Annotated in this window: 15 protein-coding genes; 10 read left to right on the forward strand and 5 right to left on the reverse strand. The window is 60.3% G+C overall.

Going from position 1 to position 14,929, the window contains the following annotated elements; translation table 11 throughout:
- Nucleotides 1-158 precede the first annotated feature (158 nt).
- The 7 genes from Q8N04_13070 (at nucleotide 159) to Q8N04_13100 (ending at nucleotide 5,264) form a co-directional block, all read left to right on the forward strand.
- Nucleotides 159-1,055 (forward strand): hypothetical protein, encoded by an 897-nt coding sequence (locus Q8N04_13070; GenBank protein ID MDP3091605.1) that lies wholly within the window; start codon nucleotides 159-161, stop codon nucleotides 1,053-1,055.
- A gap of 137 nt (nucleotides 1,056-1,192) precedes the next feature.
- Nucleotides 1,193-2,062: a transporter gene (locus Q8N04_13075; GenBank protein ID MDP3091606.1), complete on the forward strand. Its 870-nt coding sequence runs from the start codon at nucleotides 1,193-1,195 to the stop codon at nucleotides 2,060-2,062.
- A gap of 102 nt (nucleotides 2,063-2,164) precedes the next feature.
- A complete protein-coding gene (locus Q8N04_13080; protein MDP3091607.1) occupies nucleotides 2,165-2,749 on the forward strand; it encodes a sigma-70 family RNA polymerase sigma factor in 585 nt (194 codons plus the stop codon).
- Between the two features lie 29 nt (nucleotides 2,750-2,778).
- Complete coding sequence (locus Q8N04_13085) at nucleotides 2,779-3,459, forward strand: isoamylase early set domain-containing protein (GenBank protein ID MDP3091608.1); 681 nt, start codon at nucleotides 2,779-2,781, stop codon at nucleotides 3,457-3,459.
- Between the two features lie 53 nt (nucleotides 3,460-3,512).
- Entirely contained in the window at nucleotides 3,513-3,875 is a 363-nt protein-coding gene (locus Q8N04_13090) for an isoamylase early set domain-containing protein (protein ID MDP3091609.1), read from the forward strand.
- Between the two features lie 16 nt (nucleotides 3,876-3,891).
- Nucleotides 3,892-4,737 carry a hypothetical protein gene (locus Q8N04_13095; GenBank protein MDP3091610.1) on the forward strand — a complete coding sequence of 282 codons (846 nt, stop codon included), beginning with the start codon at nucleotides 3,892-3,894 and terminating at the stop codon, nucleotides 4,735-4,737.
- 200 nt (nucleotides 4,738-4,937) lie between these two features.
- Nucleotides 4,938-5,264: a hypothetical protein gene (locus tag Q8N04_13100; protein MDP3091611.1), complete on the forward strand. Its 327-nt coding sequence runs from the start codon at nucleotides 4,938-4,940 to the stop codon at nucleotides 5,262-5,264.
- Between the two features lie 80 nt (nucleotides 5,265-5,344).
- Here the strand turns inward: Q8N04_13100 and Q8N04_13105 are convergent, their stop codons facing one another.
- Nucleotides 5,345-5,650, reverse strand: coding sequence for a hypothetical protein (locus tag Q8N04_13105; protein ID MDP3091612.1), 306 nt, complete (start codon nucleotides 5,648-5,650; stop codon nucleotides 5,345-5,347).
- A 186-nt stretch (nucleotides 5,651-5,836) separates the two neighbouring features.
- On the opposite strand from Q8N04_13105, the gene Q8N04_13110 reads away from it, so the two are divergent.
- Entirely contained in the window at nucleotides 5,837-8,485 is a 2,649-nt protein-coding gene (locus tag Q8N04_13110) for a CBS domain-containing protein (GenBank protein MDP3091613.1), read from the forward strand.
- A 14-nt stretch (nucleotides 8,486-8,499) separates the two neighbouring features.
- Here Q8N04_13110 and Q8N04_13115 read toward each other — a convergent pair whose 3' ends face one another.
- The gene (locus Q8N04_13115) at nucleotides 8,500-9,180 is read right to left on the reverse strand and encodes a hypothetical protein (GenBank protein MDP3091614.1); all 681 of its coding nucleotides are present in this window, start codon (nucleotides 9,178-9,180) and stop codon (nucleotides 8,500-8,502) included.
- Nucleotides 9,181-9,243: 63 nt separating this feature from the next.
- On the opposite strand from Q8N04_13115, the gene Q8N04_13120 reads away from it, so the two are divergent.
- Nucleotides 9,244-9,909, forward strand: a complete 666-nt coding sequence (locus Q8N04_13120) for a DnaJ domain-containing protein (GenBank protein MDP3091615.1) — start codon at nucleotides 9,244-9,246, stop codon at nucleotides 9,907-9,909.
- An 11-nt stretch (nucleotides 9,910-9,920) separates the two neighbouring features.
- Here the strand turns inward: Q8N04_13120 and Q8N04_13125 are convergent, their stop codons facing one another.
- The 3 genes from Q8N04_13125 to Q8N04_13135 are packed head-to-tail and all read right to left on the reverse strand — an operon-like array spanning nucleotide 9,921 to nucleotide 12,923.
- Nucleotides 9,921-11,129: an amidohydrolase family protein gene (locus tag Q8N04_13125; GenBank protein MDP3091616.1), complete on the reverse strand. Its 1,209-nt coding sequence runs from the start codon at nucleotides 11,127-11,129 to the stop codon at nucleotides 9,921-9,923.
- A gap of 4 nt (nucleotides 11,130-11,133) precedes the next feature.
- Nucleotides 11,134-11,727 carry a DUF3365 domain-containing protein gene (locus Q8N04_13130; protein ID MDP3091617.1) on the reverse strand — a complete coding sequence of 198 codons (594 nt, stop codon included), beginning with the start codon at nucleotides 11,725-11,727 and terminating at the stop codon, nucleotides 11,134-11,136.
- Nucleotides 11,724-12,923 carry an alanine--glyoxylate aminotransferase family protein gene (locus tag Q8N04_13135; GenBank protein MDP3091618.1) on the reverse strand — a complete coding sequence of 400 codons (1,200 nt, stop codon included), beginning with the start codon at nucleotides 12,921-12,923 and terminating at the stop codon, nucleotides 11,724-11,726. Before Q8N04_13135 ends, Q8N04_13130 begins: the two co-directional genes overlap by 4 nt.
- 278 nt (nucleotides 12,924-13,201) lie before the next feature.
- Between Q8N04_13135 and Q8N04_13140 the strand changes: the two genes are divergently transcribed.
- Nucleotides 13,202-14,698, forward strand: coding sequence for a CPBP family intramembrane metalloprotease (locus Q8N04_13140; protein MDP3091619.1), 1,497 nt, complete (start codon nucleotides 13,202-13,204; stop codon nucleotides 14,696-14,698).
- The last annotated feature ends 231 nt before the right edge of the window (nucleotides 14,699-14,929 follow it).

The raw sequence follows: 14,929 nt of genomic DNA on the forward strand, positions 1-14,929 counted from the left end.
TGTCTTGAGGCGAGGGCAGAGGATCTCCCCGCTGCCCCCGCTTCGCACCGAGGGAGGGCGCGCGTTTACGAAAGACGCCGGGCTCCGTCCAATATGGCTGAAGAATGTAGGAAGGCCGGGTTGGTTGCCTCAGGAACTTCGACGTAGGAGGGATGTATATGAAGACGCTGCAACGTATGGGGAGAACGGTGTGGGCATTAGGGAGTCTGCTCGTGTTGGCACATCCGGTCTGGGCACAGACCGCTCCGCCGATTCAGAACGGGCAGGTGGAGATTCACGGGGCGTTGCCGAGAACGTCCAGTAGGTCGGTGGATATCGAAGCGGTGAAGCAGACGATTCAAGCACAGTTTGCGCGGCCAGGAGTGCAGGAGGTGCAGTTTCATAACGTGTCTCTGACCGAGGCGGAGCAGCGGGCGTTGTTTTTGAATAGCGATCCCAATAAGAATCTTCTCCGGCAAGTCTCGACGGTGGTGCCCTCCGCAACTGGCGCGGAGCGCAATGTGACATTTCGCAGCAACGACCTTCGAGCAAGAGTCGGACGGGAGGAAGGGCAGCTGCGGGCGCGAATCGAAGGGATCGATCATTCCCAATTGACAGAGCCTGAACGGCAGAATCTTCAAGCGCAGTTCGATCGGTTTCGCCTCGAAGGGGGGACTGATCGTGGGGGCCGGAACGGGCGAGGCAATAGCGGACACGGATCGGATAACAGCGGCCCGGGATCTGCCAATAGCGGCTCCGGTCGCGGGGACAATGGTAGCCGACGGGGTGGCGACGATATACGGGTGGCGCAGGCAGGCGATGTGCGGCAGGAGGATCGCCAGCAGGATCGGCGGGAAGATCGCCGCTCGAATGCAGGAGGCGAAGTGCGCGGGCTGGATCGCGCCGATCAAGTGGCCGGGGATCGCGGCCAGCAGGGACGGGACAATGCGCGAGCCGCTCAGATGGATCGGCCGAATCGCATCGAGCGAGCGGAACGTCCGCAACGGCCGGAGCGCCCCGAGCGGCCGCAGAGACCGGAGCGGCCTGAACGTCCTGAGAGGGCTGGGCGGAACTAATCGAGTGCTGAATGTCAGGGGTGGCCAGGCAGCGGCGCCGGGAGACTTGCCCGGCGCCGTTGTGCTATCAGATCTGCGGGATGCAAGGTATGGAGAAAGGTGATGGAATGATGCAGGCACAGTGGATAAGGGCGCTTATGAGTGTGATTGCGGTAATGGGGATGTGGGGCCTTGAGGTACAGGCGGCAGACAAGACTGACCTGGGGCCGGTACCTTCGGAACAGAATTGGCAGGTGGGGTTTACTCCGAGTTATAGCAGCGGGAAGTTCGGAACGAATACGACGAGCAGTTTTTTTTATGCGCCCTTATCAATCAGACGGATGTTCAAAGATGGGGATGTGACGCTCGTGATTCCCTTTGTGACGGCGACAAGTGATGGACGAGCGACGTTGGTCGGAGGAAATCCGGTTGTAGTTCAGGATAATAGTGGAAGTAATAGCGGTTCAGGGTCAAATAGCTGCGAGCCGGGTGAAGACAAGCCGTCCTGTCTGACCGGCCGAAGGCCTGGTCAAAAAACCACTACGGCTGGCCTGGGCGACATCATTCTCAGGGGCCGCTACTATGCCGTCGAAGAAGGCGACTATATGCCGCTGATAGCGGTGACGGGACGGATGAAGTTGCCGACCGCCAGCGCCAGTCAGGGTTTGGGAACCGGCGCGTTCGACTACGGCGCAGGCATCGAAATCTCGAAAATGTTGGGAGATAAGTGGATCGCATTTTTGGATGGCGGGTACAACGTCATCGGCGATCCCGAGGGGATCAACTTTCAGAACCAGCATTGGTATGACGTAGGGGCCGGCTACTACGTCACTAAAGATGTGTTGTGTAGCGTGTATTATGAAGAGTATCGGGCGATTGCCCGCGGGTTCGTGAATGCCCGGGATGTCTTTGTTGCCACGAACTATACGGCCTCGTCGGCCTGGCGTTTTTCAGGCGGAGTCACGGTGGGGCTATCCGACGGTGCGCCAGCCTATGCGCTGACGGTTGGAACCAGCTATCGCTTTTGACGGATGGCTGTGCCGTTTACGAATCGGGAGTTGTCGCGTCTAATGAATCAAGTCGGCCGAAGCAGACAGTCCGGTGGCAGTCAGGCCGGGTGAGTGGAGCGGATGATGCCACAGGATCACCGAGAAGGGCCTGACGATGCCCCGCTTGTGGCGCGCAGCCTCAAGCAGGATCAGGAGGCCTTCGGTCAGCTGATCGATCGCCACGCCGCGACGATCGTCAATCTCGCGTACCGGATGGTCGGGAATCGAGCCGAGGCCGAGGATCTGGCGCAGGAAACATTTCTGTCGGCGTTCAAGTCCCTGTCGACGTTCCGGGCGGATGCGAAGTTTTCAACCTGGCTGTATCGTATCGCCACAAATAAGTGCAAAGACTGGCTGCGGGTGAAACGGCCCGGCCAGGGGCTATACGATGTCGATGTGGACGAGGGGCTGGATGTGCATGTGGCAGAAGATCGAACGCCGGAGCGGCTCCTCTCGCAACAGCAGGTTGCCCTGGAACTCGAACAAGCGATCCAGCGGTTGCCGCCGCTCTATCGCGAGGCCTTTGTGCTCAAGCATGTCGAAGGATTGAGTTACGAGGAAATGCAGGAGATCTTGGGCGTGAACGGCGATACGTTGAAGATGCGAGTCTACAAGGGACGGGTGCAACTCAGCCGCGAACTGACGGAACTGAATCCGACGCGATAGCGTCCGGCGATCGAGGCAAGGTGAAGGCAATGGATGAGCAGGAACTCATGGTGCAGCGGTTTCTCGATCAAGATCTGACGCCGGAGGAGCGGGTGGCGTTTCTCCAGTCGGTCGATGTCGATCCCGCCTTGCGCCGGACATGGCTCAATCTTGAGATGGTGGTGGCGGAGGCGGCGCAACTGCCGAGGCTTACGCCATCGGCGAAGTTTATGAGCCAGTTGAAAGCGAAACTGGCTCCCCCTTCGGTCAGTCTCTGGGATCGTGTCTGTGCGGCCGTGACCGTGCCGCATACGCTGGAGTGGAATCTTGCCGGAGCGATGGCGGCAACTTGTGTGGCGATGGTGGCGATGGTGGGAGTCGTCAAGATGGTGCCGGAGCGAATCGTTGAAGTTCCTGTGGTTGCGACCCCGGTTCAGACAATTGCCGCGAACACGGATCGGGAGTCAAAGGTCTTCGTCCGGCTGGTGTTGCTGCAACCGGGCGCGCAGTCGGTCGCAGTCGCGGGTGATTTCAATGGGTGGAATCCCGGGCAGACGAAGCTGGAGCGGTCGGAAGGCGGCATGTGGACGGCGACGATTTCCCTGAAGCCCGGCCGGTATCAATACATGTTCGTGATCGACGGGAAACAATGGATTGCCGATCCCCTGGCGGGCGAAGCCTCCGGCGACGGCTTTGGAGCGGAAAATGCGGTGCTTGATGTCAGGATCTGAACCTAGGACATGCTTCCTTGCATCGTATTCGGCTGTCGGGTACTCTGCGGCCCATGACGAGCGGACTCAAAATCGCGATGTGGAGCGTGGCGCTGGTACTGGCCATGAGCGCCTGCGCGCCGACGCTCAAGCCCGATATGCCCAGGCCGGTGACGGGCGGGGTGCGGTTTACCTACCTCGCGCCTGCGGCCACTACCGTGTATGTCGTGGGTTCGTTCAACGGGTGGGTCAAGGGTGCGACGTCGATGAAGCGAGAAGGGCAGACGGGGATCTGGATCGCCGAGGTGATGCTACGGCCGGGAGAACACACCTTCATGTACCTGGTCGACGGAAAAGAGTGGGTCGTGCCGCCGCTGGCGGAGGATTTCGTGACAGACGGATTCGGGCAAACCAACGGAGTCGTGATCGTTCGATAAGACTATGCGCAGCACGATGAACATACCGGTGTGGCTGATCGGTCTGGCGATGTGTCTGGGTGCTTCGCCCGTACTGGCGGACTCTCTCTCGACCCAGGACCGGGAAGAGATCAATCGGCTGCGCTCGGCTCAGGGCCATTCTGCGGAAGAGGTGAATGCGCTCCTTGAGCAGGTGACGAAAGCCGGTGAAAAAGGTCTCCCGACCGAGCCGCTGGCGAACAAAGTCAAAGAAGGCTTGGCCAAGGGAGTCGAACCGAAGCGCATCGATCCGGTATTGCGCCAATTGGTCTCCCATTTTGAATCGGCTCATGACGTGTTGCAGGAATCGATCAGCAAGGGGATGGTTGACGTTTCCCAGGGCAATCGGCAACGGGCGCTGGAAGGGTTGGCGGAGGCGCTGAGCCGCGGCGCGACCGCCGAAGACGTGCGCGAGCTTGCAAAGACGGCCCAAGGCGGAGGCGCCAAGGTCTCGCAAGAATCGTTAGCCTCCGGGGCAAAGAGTCTGGCGATCCTGAAGGAAGCCAAGATTCCCTCGAAAGACGGTACCGCGCTGGTTGCAGAAGGAATGCGGCAGGGCTATCGGTCGGCAGAGCTGAGCGACCTGGCCCGTGAAATCAAGCGGCGGGGAGCCGACCTTCAGCAAGGTCGCATGAATCTACAGACCATCAAGGATCAAGTTTCCAAGGGGCAACGTGCGGATCGGATCTTCCGCGAAAGCGATCAAGGCGGATCTGGCGGTGGCGATCGTATGGATCGTAGCGGCAGTTCAGACCGCGGAGGCCGCGATGATCGTGGCGGGCGCGAGGACCGCGGCAGCCGGCCTGACCGGAGCGGGAGCGGGCACGGCGGGCGTGATCGCTAGCAGAGCGATTCCCCAGGCTCCATACCTGGTTCGATACCCGTCCTCTTTCTTGCTCTGCTCAGAATATCTGGACAGCCCAGGTGCCTCCTGATACATAAATCCAGTCAGGTGTTCCCCGGATAGAGGTTCTGTCAACGGAGCAGATGGCTGCGCGTTGATGAGAGCACGAGGGCTCAACCTTTTATCCTAGGGAGGTATCGATGAAGACGATGATGTTGACGGTTGGCGTGTTGGTGCTTGGCATGAGCGGGACGGCGTTTGCGCAGGCGGAGACGCCGGTGATCGATCAGCGGCAGGCCAATCAAGAGAAGCGGATCGATCAGGGGATTACCAGCGGTCAGTTGAATGAGCGGGAAGCGAACCGGTTAAACAAGCAACAGGAACACATCAATAAGATCGAAGATAAAGCAAAGGCCGATGGAGTTGTGACGAAGGGCGAACGGGCCAGGATCGATCGCGCGCAGGATCGTGCCTCGCGGCATATCGCGCGCGAGAAGCATGATGCCCAGGGCAAACGGCATCGCTAGGTCCTGTTTGGTTCATCGGTAATCAAGAAGGGGCGCACGACAGCTGTCGTGCGCCCCTCTGGTCGTTCTGCTCCGATGTGTTACCGTCCTCGGCCACTACGGTCGGCGCGGTGGCCTTCCCGGCGATCCTGTTGGCGATCCATCTGACGGTCCTGCTGCCGATCCTGTTGCCGGTCCATCTGACGGTCTTGCTGCCGATCTTCCCGCCGATCATTCTGCCGGTCTTCCCGGCGGTCGTTCTGCCGATCCTGTTGCCGATCCGCGCGCCGGTCTTCCTGGCGGACATCCGCTTGCGCGAACACGACATTCGGCATGATGGCCGGGGCCGCGATGGCCATCACCAGGCTGGCCAACATTCCGACTTTCAGTAGAGTGTTCATCATCATTCGTCCTCCTTGAGTGGAAGAGAGCTCGCGGTAAAGGCTGGTTGCAATTGTCGCTGAGGGAGCCCCGTCCGGCTCTCTGATCGGGAGAGCCCCCTCCAATCGACCTGTCACTCAATAAGACGAGCGGAAGGCGAAAAGGTAAACCCTCGCATTTCGCAAGGTTCTCGACCCTGCTAGAATGGCGCTATGGAAGTCGTGACGACTCACCACAACGCGGACTTCGACGGCTTGGCCTCGATGGTCGCCGTGCGCAAGTTGTCCCCCGATGTACGGCTGGTACTGTCCGGCGGGGCACAGGAAGCGGTGCATGCCTTTCTCTTGGCGCATGACCTGAATCTCACCAAGCTCAAAGATCTCGATCTTGCACAAGTGACGAAGTTGATTCTGGTCGATACCCATGACCCCGATCGCATCGGTCCATTCAAACAATGTTGGCTGGATCCGAAGGTCGAGGTGCAGGTCTTCGATCATCATGGAGCAGACCCCAGAGGGACCGGGGCTCCATCGATCGGGAAATCCATCGATCAGGTGATCGAGACCGTCGGGGCGACGGCGACGATGCTGATTGAACGGGTGCGAGAGGCAGGTGTCCCGCTCACGCCGGTGGAAGCGACGGTCCTGGCGCTCGGCCTCTATGATGAAACCGGGTCATTCACATACTCCTCGACCACTCCGCGCGATCTGCAGGCCGCGGCGTTTCTCATCGGCGCCGGGGCCGATCTGAAGCTCATCGCTCAGACGCTGCACCAGCCGCTTGATCCGAATATTGTCGCGTTGCTGAACGATCTCCTGCAGCACAGTGAGGTGCACTATCTGGAAGGCCGGAAGGTGTTGGTGGCAACGAGCACCTTCGATCGCGATCGTGTGGAAGCGGCCGAAGCGGTGCATCAGTTGGCCGAGCTTGAAGGGGTGGACGCCATCTTGGTCGTCGTGATGAACGAGGAGCATGTGGAAGTGATCGGCCGCAGCCGCGCGCCGGAGATCGATGTCGGATGGATTGCGCAGGAGTTCGGCGGGGGGGGCCATGCAGTGGCGGCGGCCGCGATTGTCAAAGGGCAGACGCTCACAGAAGTGAAGGAGCGGCTCGTCCAGTTGTTGACGCAGCGGTACCGGCCGACGCTGTTGGCCAAGGATGTCATGACCAAGCCGGTCAAGACGGTCAGCGGAGACGCCACCGTAACTGAAACGGAACAGCGCATGACCAACTACGGCGTGAACGTTCTGCCGGTGCTGGATGGCAAAGACCGGTATGCCGGGTTGGTCAGCCGGGAGCAAATACAGAAGGCGCTGTTTCATCGATTGGGCAAGCTGACGGCGGCCGACATTCTTCAAGCGGATCAGTTCACCGCGAATCCCGACACCGACTTCCATGCCATTGAGCAGGCGATGTTGGAGCGCAATCAGCGATTCGTGCCGATTCTTGAGGGCACGAAAGTGGTCGGGGTCATTACACGTACGGATCTGCTTAGGGCGTGGCATGACGATGTCCTGCGCTCCGTGAAGATTCGCCCGAAAGTTACGGACCCGGCCGGCGTGCCAGGGCCGCTGCATCACCGCAATCTCAAACGACATCTTCAAGAAAAGTTGCCGGCGCCCCTCTTCACGCTGCTCAAGGAAGCCGGGCAGTTGGCGGATCGGCTGGATTTGCCGCTGTATGTGGTGGGCGGCTGCGTGCGGGATCTGTTGCTCGGGATCGAAAACCTCGATCTCGATCTGGTTGTCGAGGGGGATGGAATCGCGTTTGCGCGAAAGTTGGCAGCGGAGCAGTCGGCGCGCGTCACGGTGCACGAGCGATTTGGGACCGCAGTCATCGTCCTGCCGAACGGGTTCAAGCTCGATGTGGCCACCGCCCGAACCGAGTACTACGAATATCCGACTGCGCTTCCCACCGTCGAGCAAAGCTCGATTAAGAAAGACTTGTATCGCCGGGATTTTACGATCAACGCGCTGGCGGTTCGTTTGAATGGCCGTGGATTCGGAGAGGTGCTCGATTTCTATGGCGGTCAGCGGGATCTGAAGAATCAGGCCATCCGCGTGCTCCATAGTCTCAGTTTTGTCGAAGATCCCACGCGCGTGTTCCGTGCGGTCCGCTTTGAGACCAGGTTCGGGTTCCATCTTGGGAAAGACACATTGGCGCTGGTGAAGGCTGCCGTCAAGATGGCGCTCTTCCAAAAACTCTCCGGCCACCGGCTCTTGGAAGAATTGAAGGCGCTCTGTTCAGAGCGGGAGCCGAAGTCGGGATTGAAGCGGTTGGCGGAACTTGATCTGCTGCGATTCATCCATCCGAAGCTCGTCTGGACCCCACGGCTCGAGAAGTTGCTGCTCGCTGTCGAGGAAACACTCGATTGGTACCGGCTGCTCTATCTGGATCACAAGCTGGAGCCCTGGCTGGTCTACATGATGGCGATCGCGTTGGTCTTGCCTGATCGCGGGGTGACGGATTTGTTGAAACGGTTCCCTTTCACTGAGCGTGAGGCGACGACATTGAAAGGCATGCGGGGAGGAGCCCATCGGTTGTTACGACAGCTGAGCAAGCAACCACCGCTGAAACCATCCGGGGTCTGCCGGATATTGGAGGGCGTGCAGGATGAAGCGCTGGTGGCCATCATGGCCCAGAGCCCGTCCGAACGGGTGAAGCGGCTAGTGTCGGCGTATCTCACGGCCTGGAGACAGGCTAAGCCTCGGCTCACCGGGAAAGAACTTCAGGCAATGGGCATCAAGCCGGGACCGATCTACGGCAAGGTGCTCACGCAGCTTCGTGACGCGCACTTGGATGGGCTGGTCAAGACAGAGACAGAAGAGCGATCGTTCATCGAGAAACTGATCCGCCGTTGACCGTCGAGCTGCGTTTAGTTCGACGGTGTAATCGTGAGCGATACTTCGTTCGGCAGCAAGAGCGTCACATTGGCCTGGTTCCCAGCATCCGGCTGAATAATGGCGAACAGCGGGACCGGTTGCGGGACCGTGCTCGGCGGCATCGCCAGGAGCGCCGGAAAATCGATCAAGGGCGAGATAGTCGCAAGGCTCGCGAGTCTCAGCCTGAACGCCATCAAGATATCCCGAAGCCGTCCTGTCTGCTCCTCCTGGGAGAGCGATTGATTCGTGACAATCCCGATGTCCCACAGCGGCTTGGTGATCGTGACTGGAAATGTGAGACCAAGTTCCTTGGCGGTCGGCGTGACGTCGATCAATATTCCAGACTGAATCGCCTCCTGCCGGTCCCTGATGGTCGGGACAGCCGGGCCTGTTTTAGCCTCGTCTTCAGACTCTCCCTGCGCCGAGCCCTTCTCGACAAGAGTCTTGCGTTCAACGTCTGAAATAGCCGGCAGCCCAGCGTCCAGCTCCGCGAGCACCGCGTCAACTTCAGGGATTGCTGCAACGATTTCCTTGGGCAAGGCGCTCACAATGCCATCATAGACAACCCGCGCAGAGGCGGACCATGAATCGTTGAACGGACGCCCGGCAAATGCGGCATCCGCAGCCTTCTTTTCGTCGTTCGTCAGTACTTTGGGCGTAGTGTTGTGTGTCATGGTTTGAAGATAAGCCGGATGAGGAGAAGGTCAAGGGGGTGGGGTCAGTCATGGTGAAGCCTGATGAAAGCTCGTGCTATAGTTTCGCGCATGGCGCAAATGGACTACTACCGTGTGTTGGGCGTCTCGCGGGAGGCTTCCGACGACGAGATCAAGAAGGCCTATCGAAAGCTGGTCTTCCAGCATCATCCCGATCGAAATCCCGATGCCAAAGATGCGGAGGCGAAGATCCGCGAGATCAACGCGGCCTATGAGATTGTCGGCGATGCGGAGAAACGGCGCAGCTATGACCGGCTCTATTGGGGTGACGAGCCTCGCGCGGACTTCGTGGATCTGTCCGCCATTTTCCATGAGATGGAGCAGAAGCTCTTCGATGAGGGGCGAAAAGAGCTGTTTGCGCTGCTCGTGAAGAATGTGGCCAGAGTGAAAGCCGAGTTGGCTGTCCTGCGCGAGCGGACCGTGGCGGCGCAGGGCTATGACACGTTTAAAGAGGATCTGGTCGCAGAACGGGGGGCGGAAGTGATGGATGAGTTTCTCACCGAGGAGATGGAAGCACGCAAGGGGCGACTTGTCGAGGTGGCCGCGGAGATGATGGTATCGCAAGGAGTGGTGAAGAAGAGCGACGAAGGCGGGTTTCGCTCAATGCGTGGACAGCTGGAGGACAGCTTCAGAAAAGGCCGCATTCACGGATACGCGTCAGCCCTGGAGCTCTTTTACGAGAGACGCTGATCGTTCACGTTTTACGTCTCCGAGAGCGGTCCTGCGACGAACTTGCCCGCCTGCATCACTCCCATGATTCTGCTGCGGTCCCGCAAGTACTCAATCCGCTTGAGCGGGTTGCCATCCACGATAACCAGATCCGCCTGCCGGCCTCGCATCAGAGTGCCCACCGTGTCATGGATGCCGATCAAGCGCGCGGCGGCCGCGGTTGAGGCGAGAATCGCTTCCATCGGGCTCATGCCGAACGCCACCATCCGTTCCAGTTCCTGCGCATTGTCTCCGTGGTAGTTGAAGGGGGTTCCGGCATCGGTGCCCATGGCAATGCAGAGTCCGCTCTGATGGGCCTTCTTGAAGCTCGCTTGATGGCGCTTGGTCATCGCTTTGGCTTTATCGAGCGCGCTGACGGGAATGCCGCAACCCGGCCGTCCTGCTGCGGTGGTCGAGAGAGCGGAGAGCGTCGGGACCATATAGACGCCGTGCGTTTTCATCAGCTCGCCGGCTTCGTCGTCGAGCAAGGTGGCGTGTTCGATGGAGTGGACGCCCGCGCGAATCGCGTTTTTCATGCCGGACGCCCCGTGGGCGTGGGCGGCGACTTTCTTCTGCGCCCGGCGGGCGGTCGCGACGGCGGCCGTGAGTTCATCCATGGTCATCTGCGCCTGATCGGGTGATGTCCCGGGAGTAAGCACCCCGCCCGAGGCGATGACTTTAATCACTCCGGCTCCGGCCGCGAGCTGTGCGTCGACGGCCCGCTGCACCTGCTCGATTCCCTCGACTTCCTGTCCGATGAAGCGGGCATGGCCGCCGATCATACAGATCGCGAGACCGGCGCCGACAATGCGGGGGCCCGGCAGGATTCCCGCATCGATGGCGTGTTTCAACGCAAAGATGGAGTGGTCGCGCGAGCCGACATCGCGGACGGTCGTGAAGCCCGATTCGACGGTTTGTCTTGCATGGCGCGCCGATTTCAACAGCGTCATGGAAGGAGTATCCGACTCGACCGTGGCGACGACGTCCGGCTCTCCTCCCAGACAGAGGTGCACGTGACAGTCGATCAAGCCGGGAATGACCGTCAGGCCGCGGCCGTTGATTCTGGTCACGCCTTTCGGGATCGTCATGGTGCGGCTCGACCCCGTGGCGACGATCTTACTGCCGCGGATCAGAACCGTGGTGCGTTCGATTGTGTAGCCGGTTCCGTCAATGAGGCGAACATGCTGAATGGCGATGGCCATGGGACTATTCTCCGACCGGGAAGGTAATGACGATGCCGCCCATCACATCGTTCAATTTGAAATCGCGGCGTGGGCTGTTGGAGTGTTGGTTGTGGCAATCGACGCAGGCTTGCGAGCCGGCCCGGTCGGCGTAAATGGCCTGAAAGTAGCGCGTGCCCCCTTTGGTGATGTACCCGTAGTGCGGTTTGTCAGGGTTCTTGTCCACCGCGGCGAGGCCGAGGCGTTCAAAGTCACTGTTGGGGCCGTTCCAGACATAGATCGGCGTGAGGCTGGCCAGGCGGAACGAAAACTTCAGATCTTTCATCGCCACCAGTCGGCCGGATTCCATCAGATACTGGGCGGGCAAGGCAACGCCGCGTTCGTCTTTCCAATGTTCGTGCGCCTGAATCCCTTCCTTCTGCAGTTTCACCACGACATTGTCCGTATAGTTGTTGCGATTGGCTTCGAGCAGGGCTTGGATAAACGCCGCCACTTTTTCAGGGGAGACCATATCCGTCTTCATGGAATTGGCCATCGTCAGCTTGAAGACCCAGAAAAGGATGACACTCATCAACGCGAAGACCACGGCCCCTAGCACCACTAAGAGCGGACGGCTCATGCTCGGTACTCCTTTCGCACAGTGCGGCTATAGACTCGCGCGGCGGCTTGCAGCGCGACCCCCGGCGTCGAGAGCCAGCCGAATCGGATCAATACTTCTTCAAGGGCATTCAAGAACGTCAAGACGTTCGCTTCCGTGCTGGACTCCCCCATCAATCCGATACGCCAGACCTTGCCTTTGAGCGGACCCAGTCCTCCGCCGATCTCAATACCGTAGATCTGGAGCAGCAGCTGGCGGACTACGGCGTCATCGATATGCGGAGGGACCGTGACACAGGTTAACATCGGGAGCCGATGCTCCGCGAGGGGAAGCGGCATGAGCTCCAGCTCCATGAGCCCGGCGACTAAGGCTTCGCTGTTGAGCCGGTGACGCGCAACGCGGGCGGGCAGTCCTTCCTCCTCCACCAGTCGCAGCGCTTCGCGTAGCGCATAGAGCATCGAAATCGGCGCAGTATGATGATAGGCGCGTGACCCTTCGGCCCAGTACTCGGCGACCAGCGCCAGATCCAGGTACCAGCTTTGGCAGGGAGTGCGGCGGCCTTTGATGAGGGACAGGGCTCGCGGACTCACTGTGAGCGGCGCCAGTCCAGGCGGGCAGCTCAGACATTTCTGCGTCGCGCTGTAACAGACATCAATCCCCCGGCGGTCGACATCGACCGGAATGCCGCCGAGCGAGGTGACGGCATCGACGATCAGCAGCGCATTGTGATCCCGGCACAGCGAGCCGATCGCCTCAAGCGGTTGGCACGCGCCGGTTGACGTTTCGGCATGGACCAGCGCCACGGCTTTCACCGGTCCAGACCGGCGCAAGGCCGACTCAATCATATCCGGAGGAATGACCTGGCCCCAGGGTATCTCCAGCCTGATCGCTTTGCCACCGCATCGTTCGACGACGGTCGCGAGCCGCGTGCCGAAGACTCCGTTGACGCCGACGATGACGGCATCGCCCGGCTCCACCACGTTGACGATGGCCGCTTCCATCCCGGCCGATCCGGTTCCGGACAGGGCGATGGTAAACGGATTGACGGTGGCGAACACGAACCGGAGCAACTGCTGGACATCGTTCATGACCCCGAGGAACGCGGGATCGAGATGGCCGAGCAATGGCGTGGCAAGGGCCTGCAGGACACGGGGGTGTACCATGCTGGGACCGGGGCCGAGTAACAGGCGCCGGGGAGGAACAAAGTCGCGCATCATGCCGAAGTCTCCGAACGGTTTTGCGGGGTAAGTATAGCCAAGTCCAGCGTGAGAGGCCACGTGATAGTGGCGGGATTTCGGCAGTGTGCTGACAGGCTGTTCAGAAGGGCCGTTCAGCCAGGCCGCAGCGAGTGAAGAGGCGAGGCGTACGTTTCGGTACGTTGAGCCTTTGAATGAAGCGAGAACGCCGCTGGCGGACTTTCTCAGTAGCCTGGGGGGAGGATCTAGCCATTTCGAGGGATAGGTGACCGCGAGGGGCCGATGGTATAGTCACCCCTATGATTGATGCAAGCAGGCCAGAGGGCGACCAGACAGGTTTCGCCGAAACAGGAAGGGCCGAGACGCCATCGCCATTTAACGGGCCTGATCGCCCGCGCTTTTCGTTCGGGGTCAGTCTGTTTGCTGCGACGCTGCTCCTCACGGCGTTGGGGGCGCTGCTCTGGCTATCCTCCAATTCACCCAAGCTTGATCGATTCGAGGATCCTGAGCGGGCGCTGGACCTGATGGTCAGCCGGACGATGGAGGCGCAAGACGGCTTGCTGCTGGCGCCGGACTGGCAGCAGCGAGTCACAGAGTGGACGGCCGGCAGCAATGATGTCGAGCGGGCGCAGGCGATCCAGTGGTACCAAGAACTTGTGGCCGCGACCGCATCGCCGGAAGCGAAATTGCGATTGGCGATTCTGCAGGCCGAATCCGGTCATCCATCGGAAGCGCTGGCCGCCGCCAACATCTGGGCCGAGGAGGATGCGCCGCTGTTTCTCTACGCAGCGTTCATCGACGCCGCCTATGGCGAGGGCTCGCTCACGAGCGAACGTGAAGTGGAATTGCAGGCTGCCTTGGCTGAGGCCCTCCCGGCCGGGTGGTTCTACAATCATCTCGCGGCAGCCTTGGCTGAGCGAGCGGGTGACGTGGCCTTGGGCGCGACCGTGCGCGAACAGATGCATGCCCGCGGGGCGCGGATCCAAGGGTTCTCACAACTGCTCACGGGCCTGGAGCTGTTGGGGCTGATCGGCGGATCCCTCATGCTGCTGCGATTTGCCTGGCTAGGGATTCGACGGGTCGATGGCCTGCGTTTGCATCAGCCCGGGGTGCCGCCGCCCTGGCCCGGAGGCATCGGCACGGCAGTGCTCTTGCGGGGCGGGGCACTGGGCGCGGTGCTCTCGTTGGCATTCATTTCAATGGCGCCCGCAGAGAATGTCTCTCTGCGCGCCGTCGCGATTCCGATGGCTAACCTGCCGTTGTTGGGGATGGCGTACTACTATCTGCTCAGACCATCGGGGCTGAGTTTCCTCACCGGGTTTGGCCTTCAGATCCAGTGGAGGCAGGTCGGGCGGCTGGCGGGTGTGGTGCTCGCGGTGGTCGCGGCCGGGCTATGGGGCGAGTGGGTGATGGGGCGGCTTGCCGAGTCGTTGCACCTGGCCAACCACTGGACGGAATGGTTCGACCCTGATCTGGTGTGGGCCTCAGGCTCGGTGTTGACGATCAGCTTGCTGGAGTATGTGGTCTTTGCGCCGATTTTCGAAGAGCTGGCGTTTCGCGGCATCTTGTATGCGATCCTGCGCCGCCGCTTGAATCCATTACCGGCGGCCCTCATCAGCGCCGGCATCTTTGCCCTTGCGCACGGGTACGGCCTCATCGGCTTTCTCAGCGTGCTGTGGAGCGGCGTGCTCTGGGCCTGGCTCTATGAGCGAACCGGCAGCCTAATCCCCGGCATGATTGCGCATGCAACGAACAATCTGCTGGTGTGTCTGGCCGTGATGGCCCTCCTTCGTTGAACAGGTTCAGCATTCTCTGGTGCCGAATCGTTATCTTCACAGGGCATTCCCGGAAAGAGCGATCTATTCTCGTGAACGGATTGATTTTGGAAGATCGCTATACTTTTGCTAAGTATCAATTCCAAGCCTTTTCCAAGTACGTGGAGGGGTCGACAGAATAGAAATGCGCCTGCTATCGTACTTCATCGGGAGTGTTGCCTCAGGACAGTTGACAGTTTCAAGCTCGATGGT

The organism is Nitrospira sp. (assembly GCA_030692565.1).
In the GTDB taxonomy this organism is placed as follows: Bacteria; Nitrospirota; Nitrospiria; order Nitrospirales; family Nitrospiraceae; genus Nitrospira_D.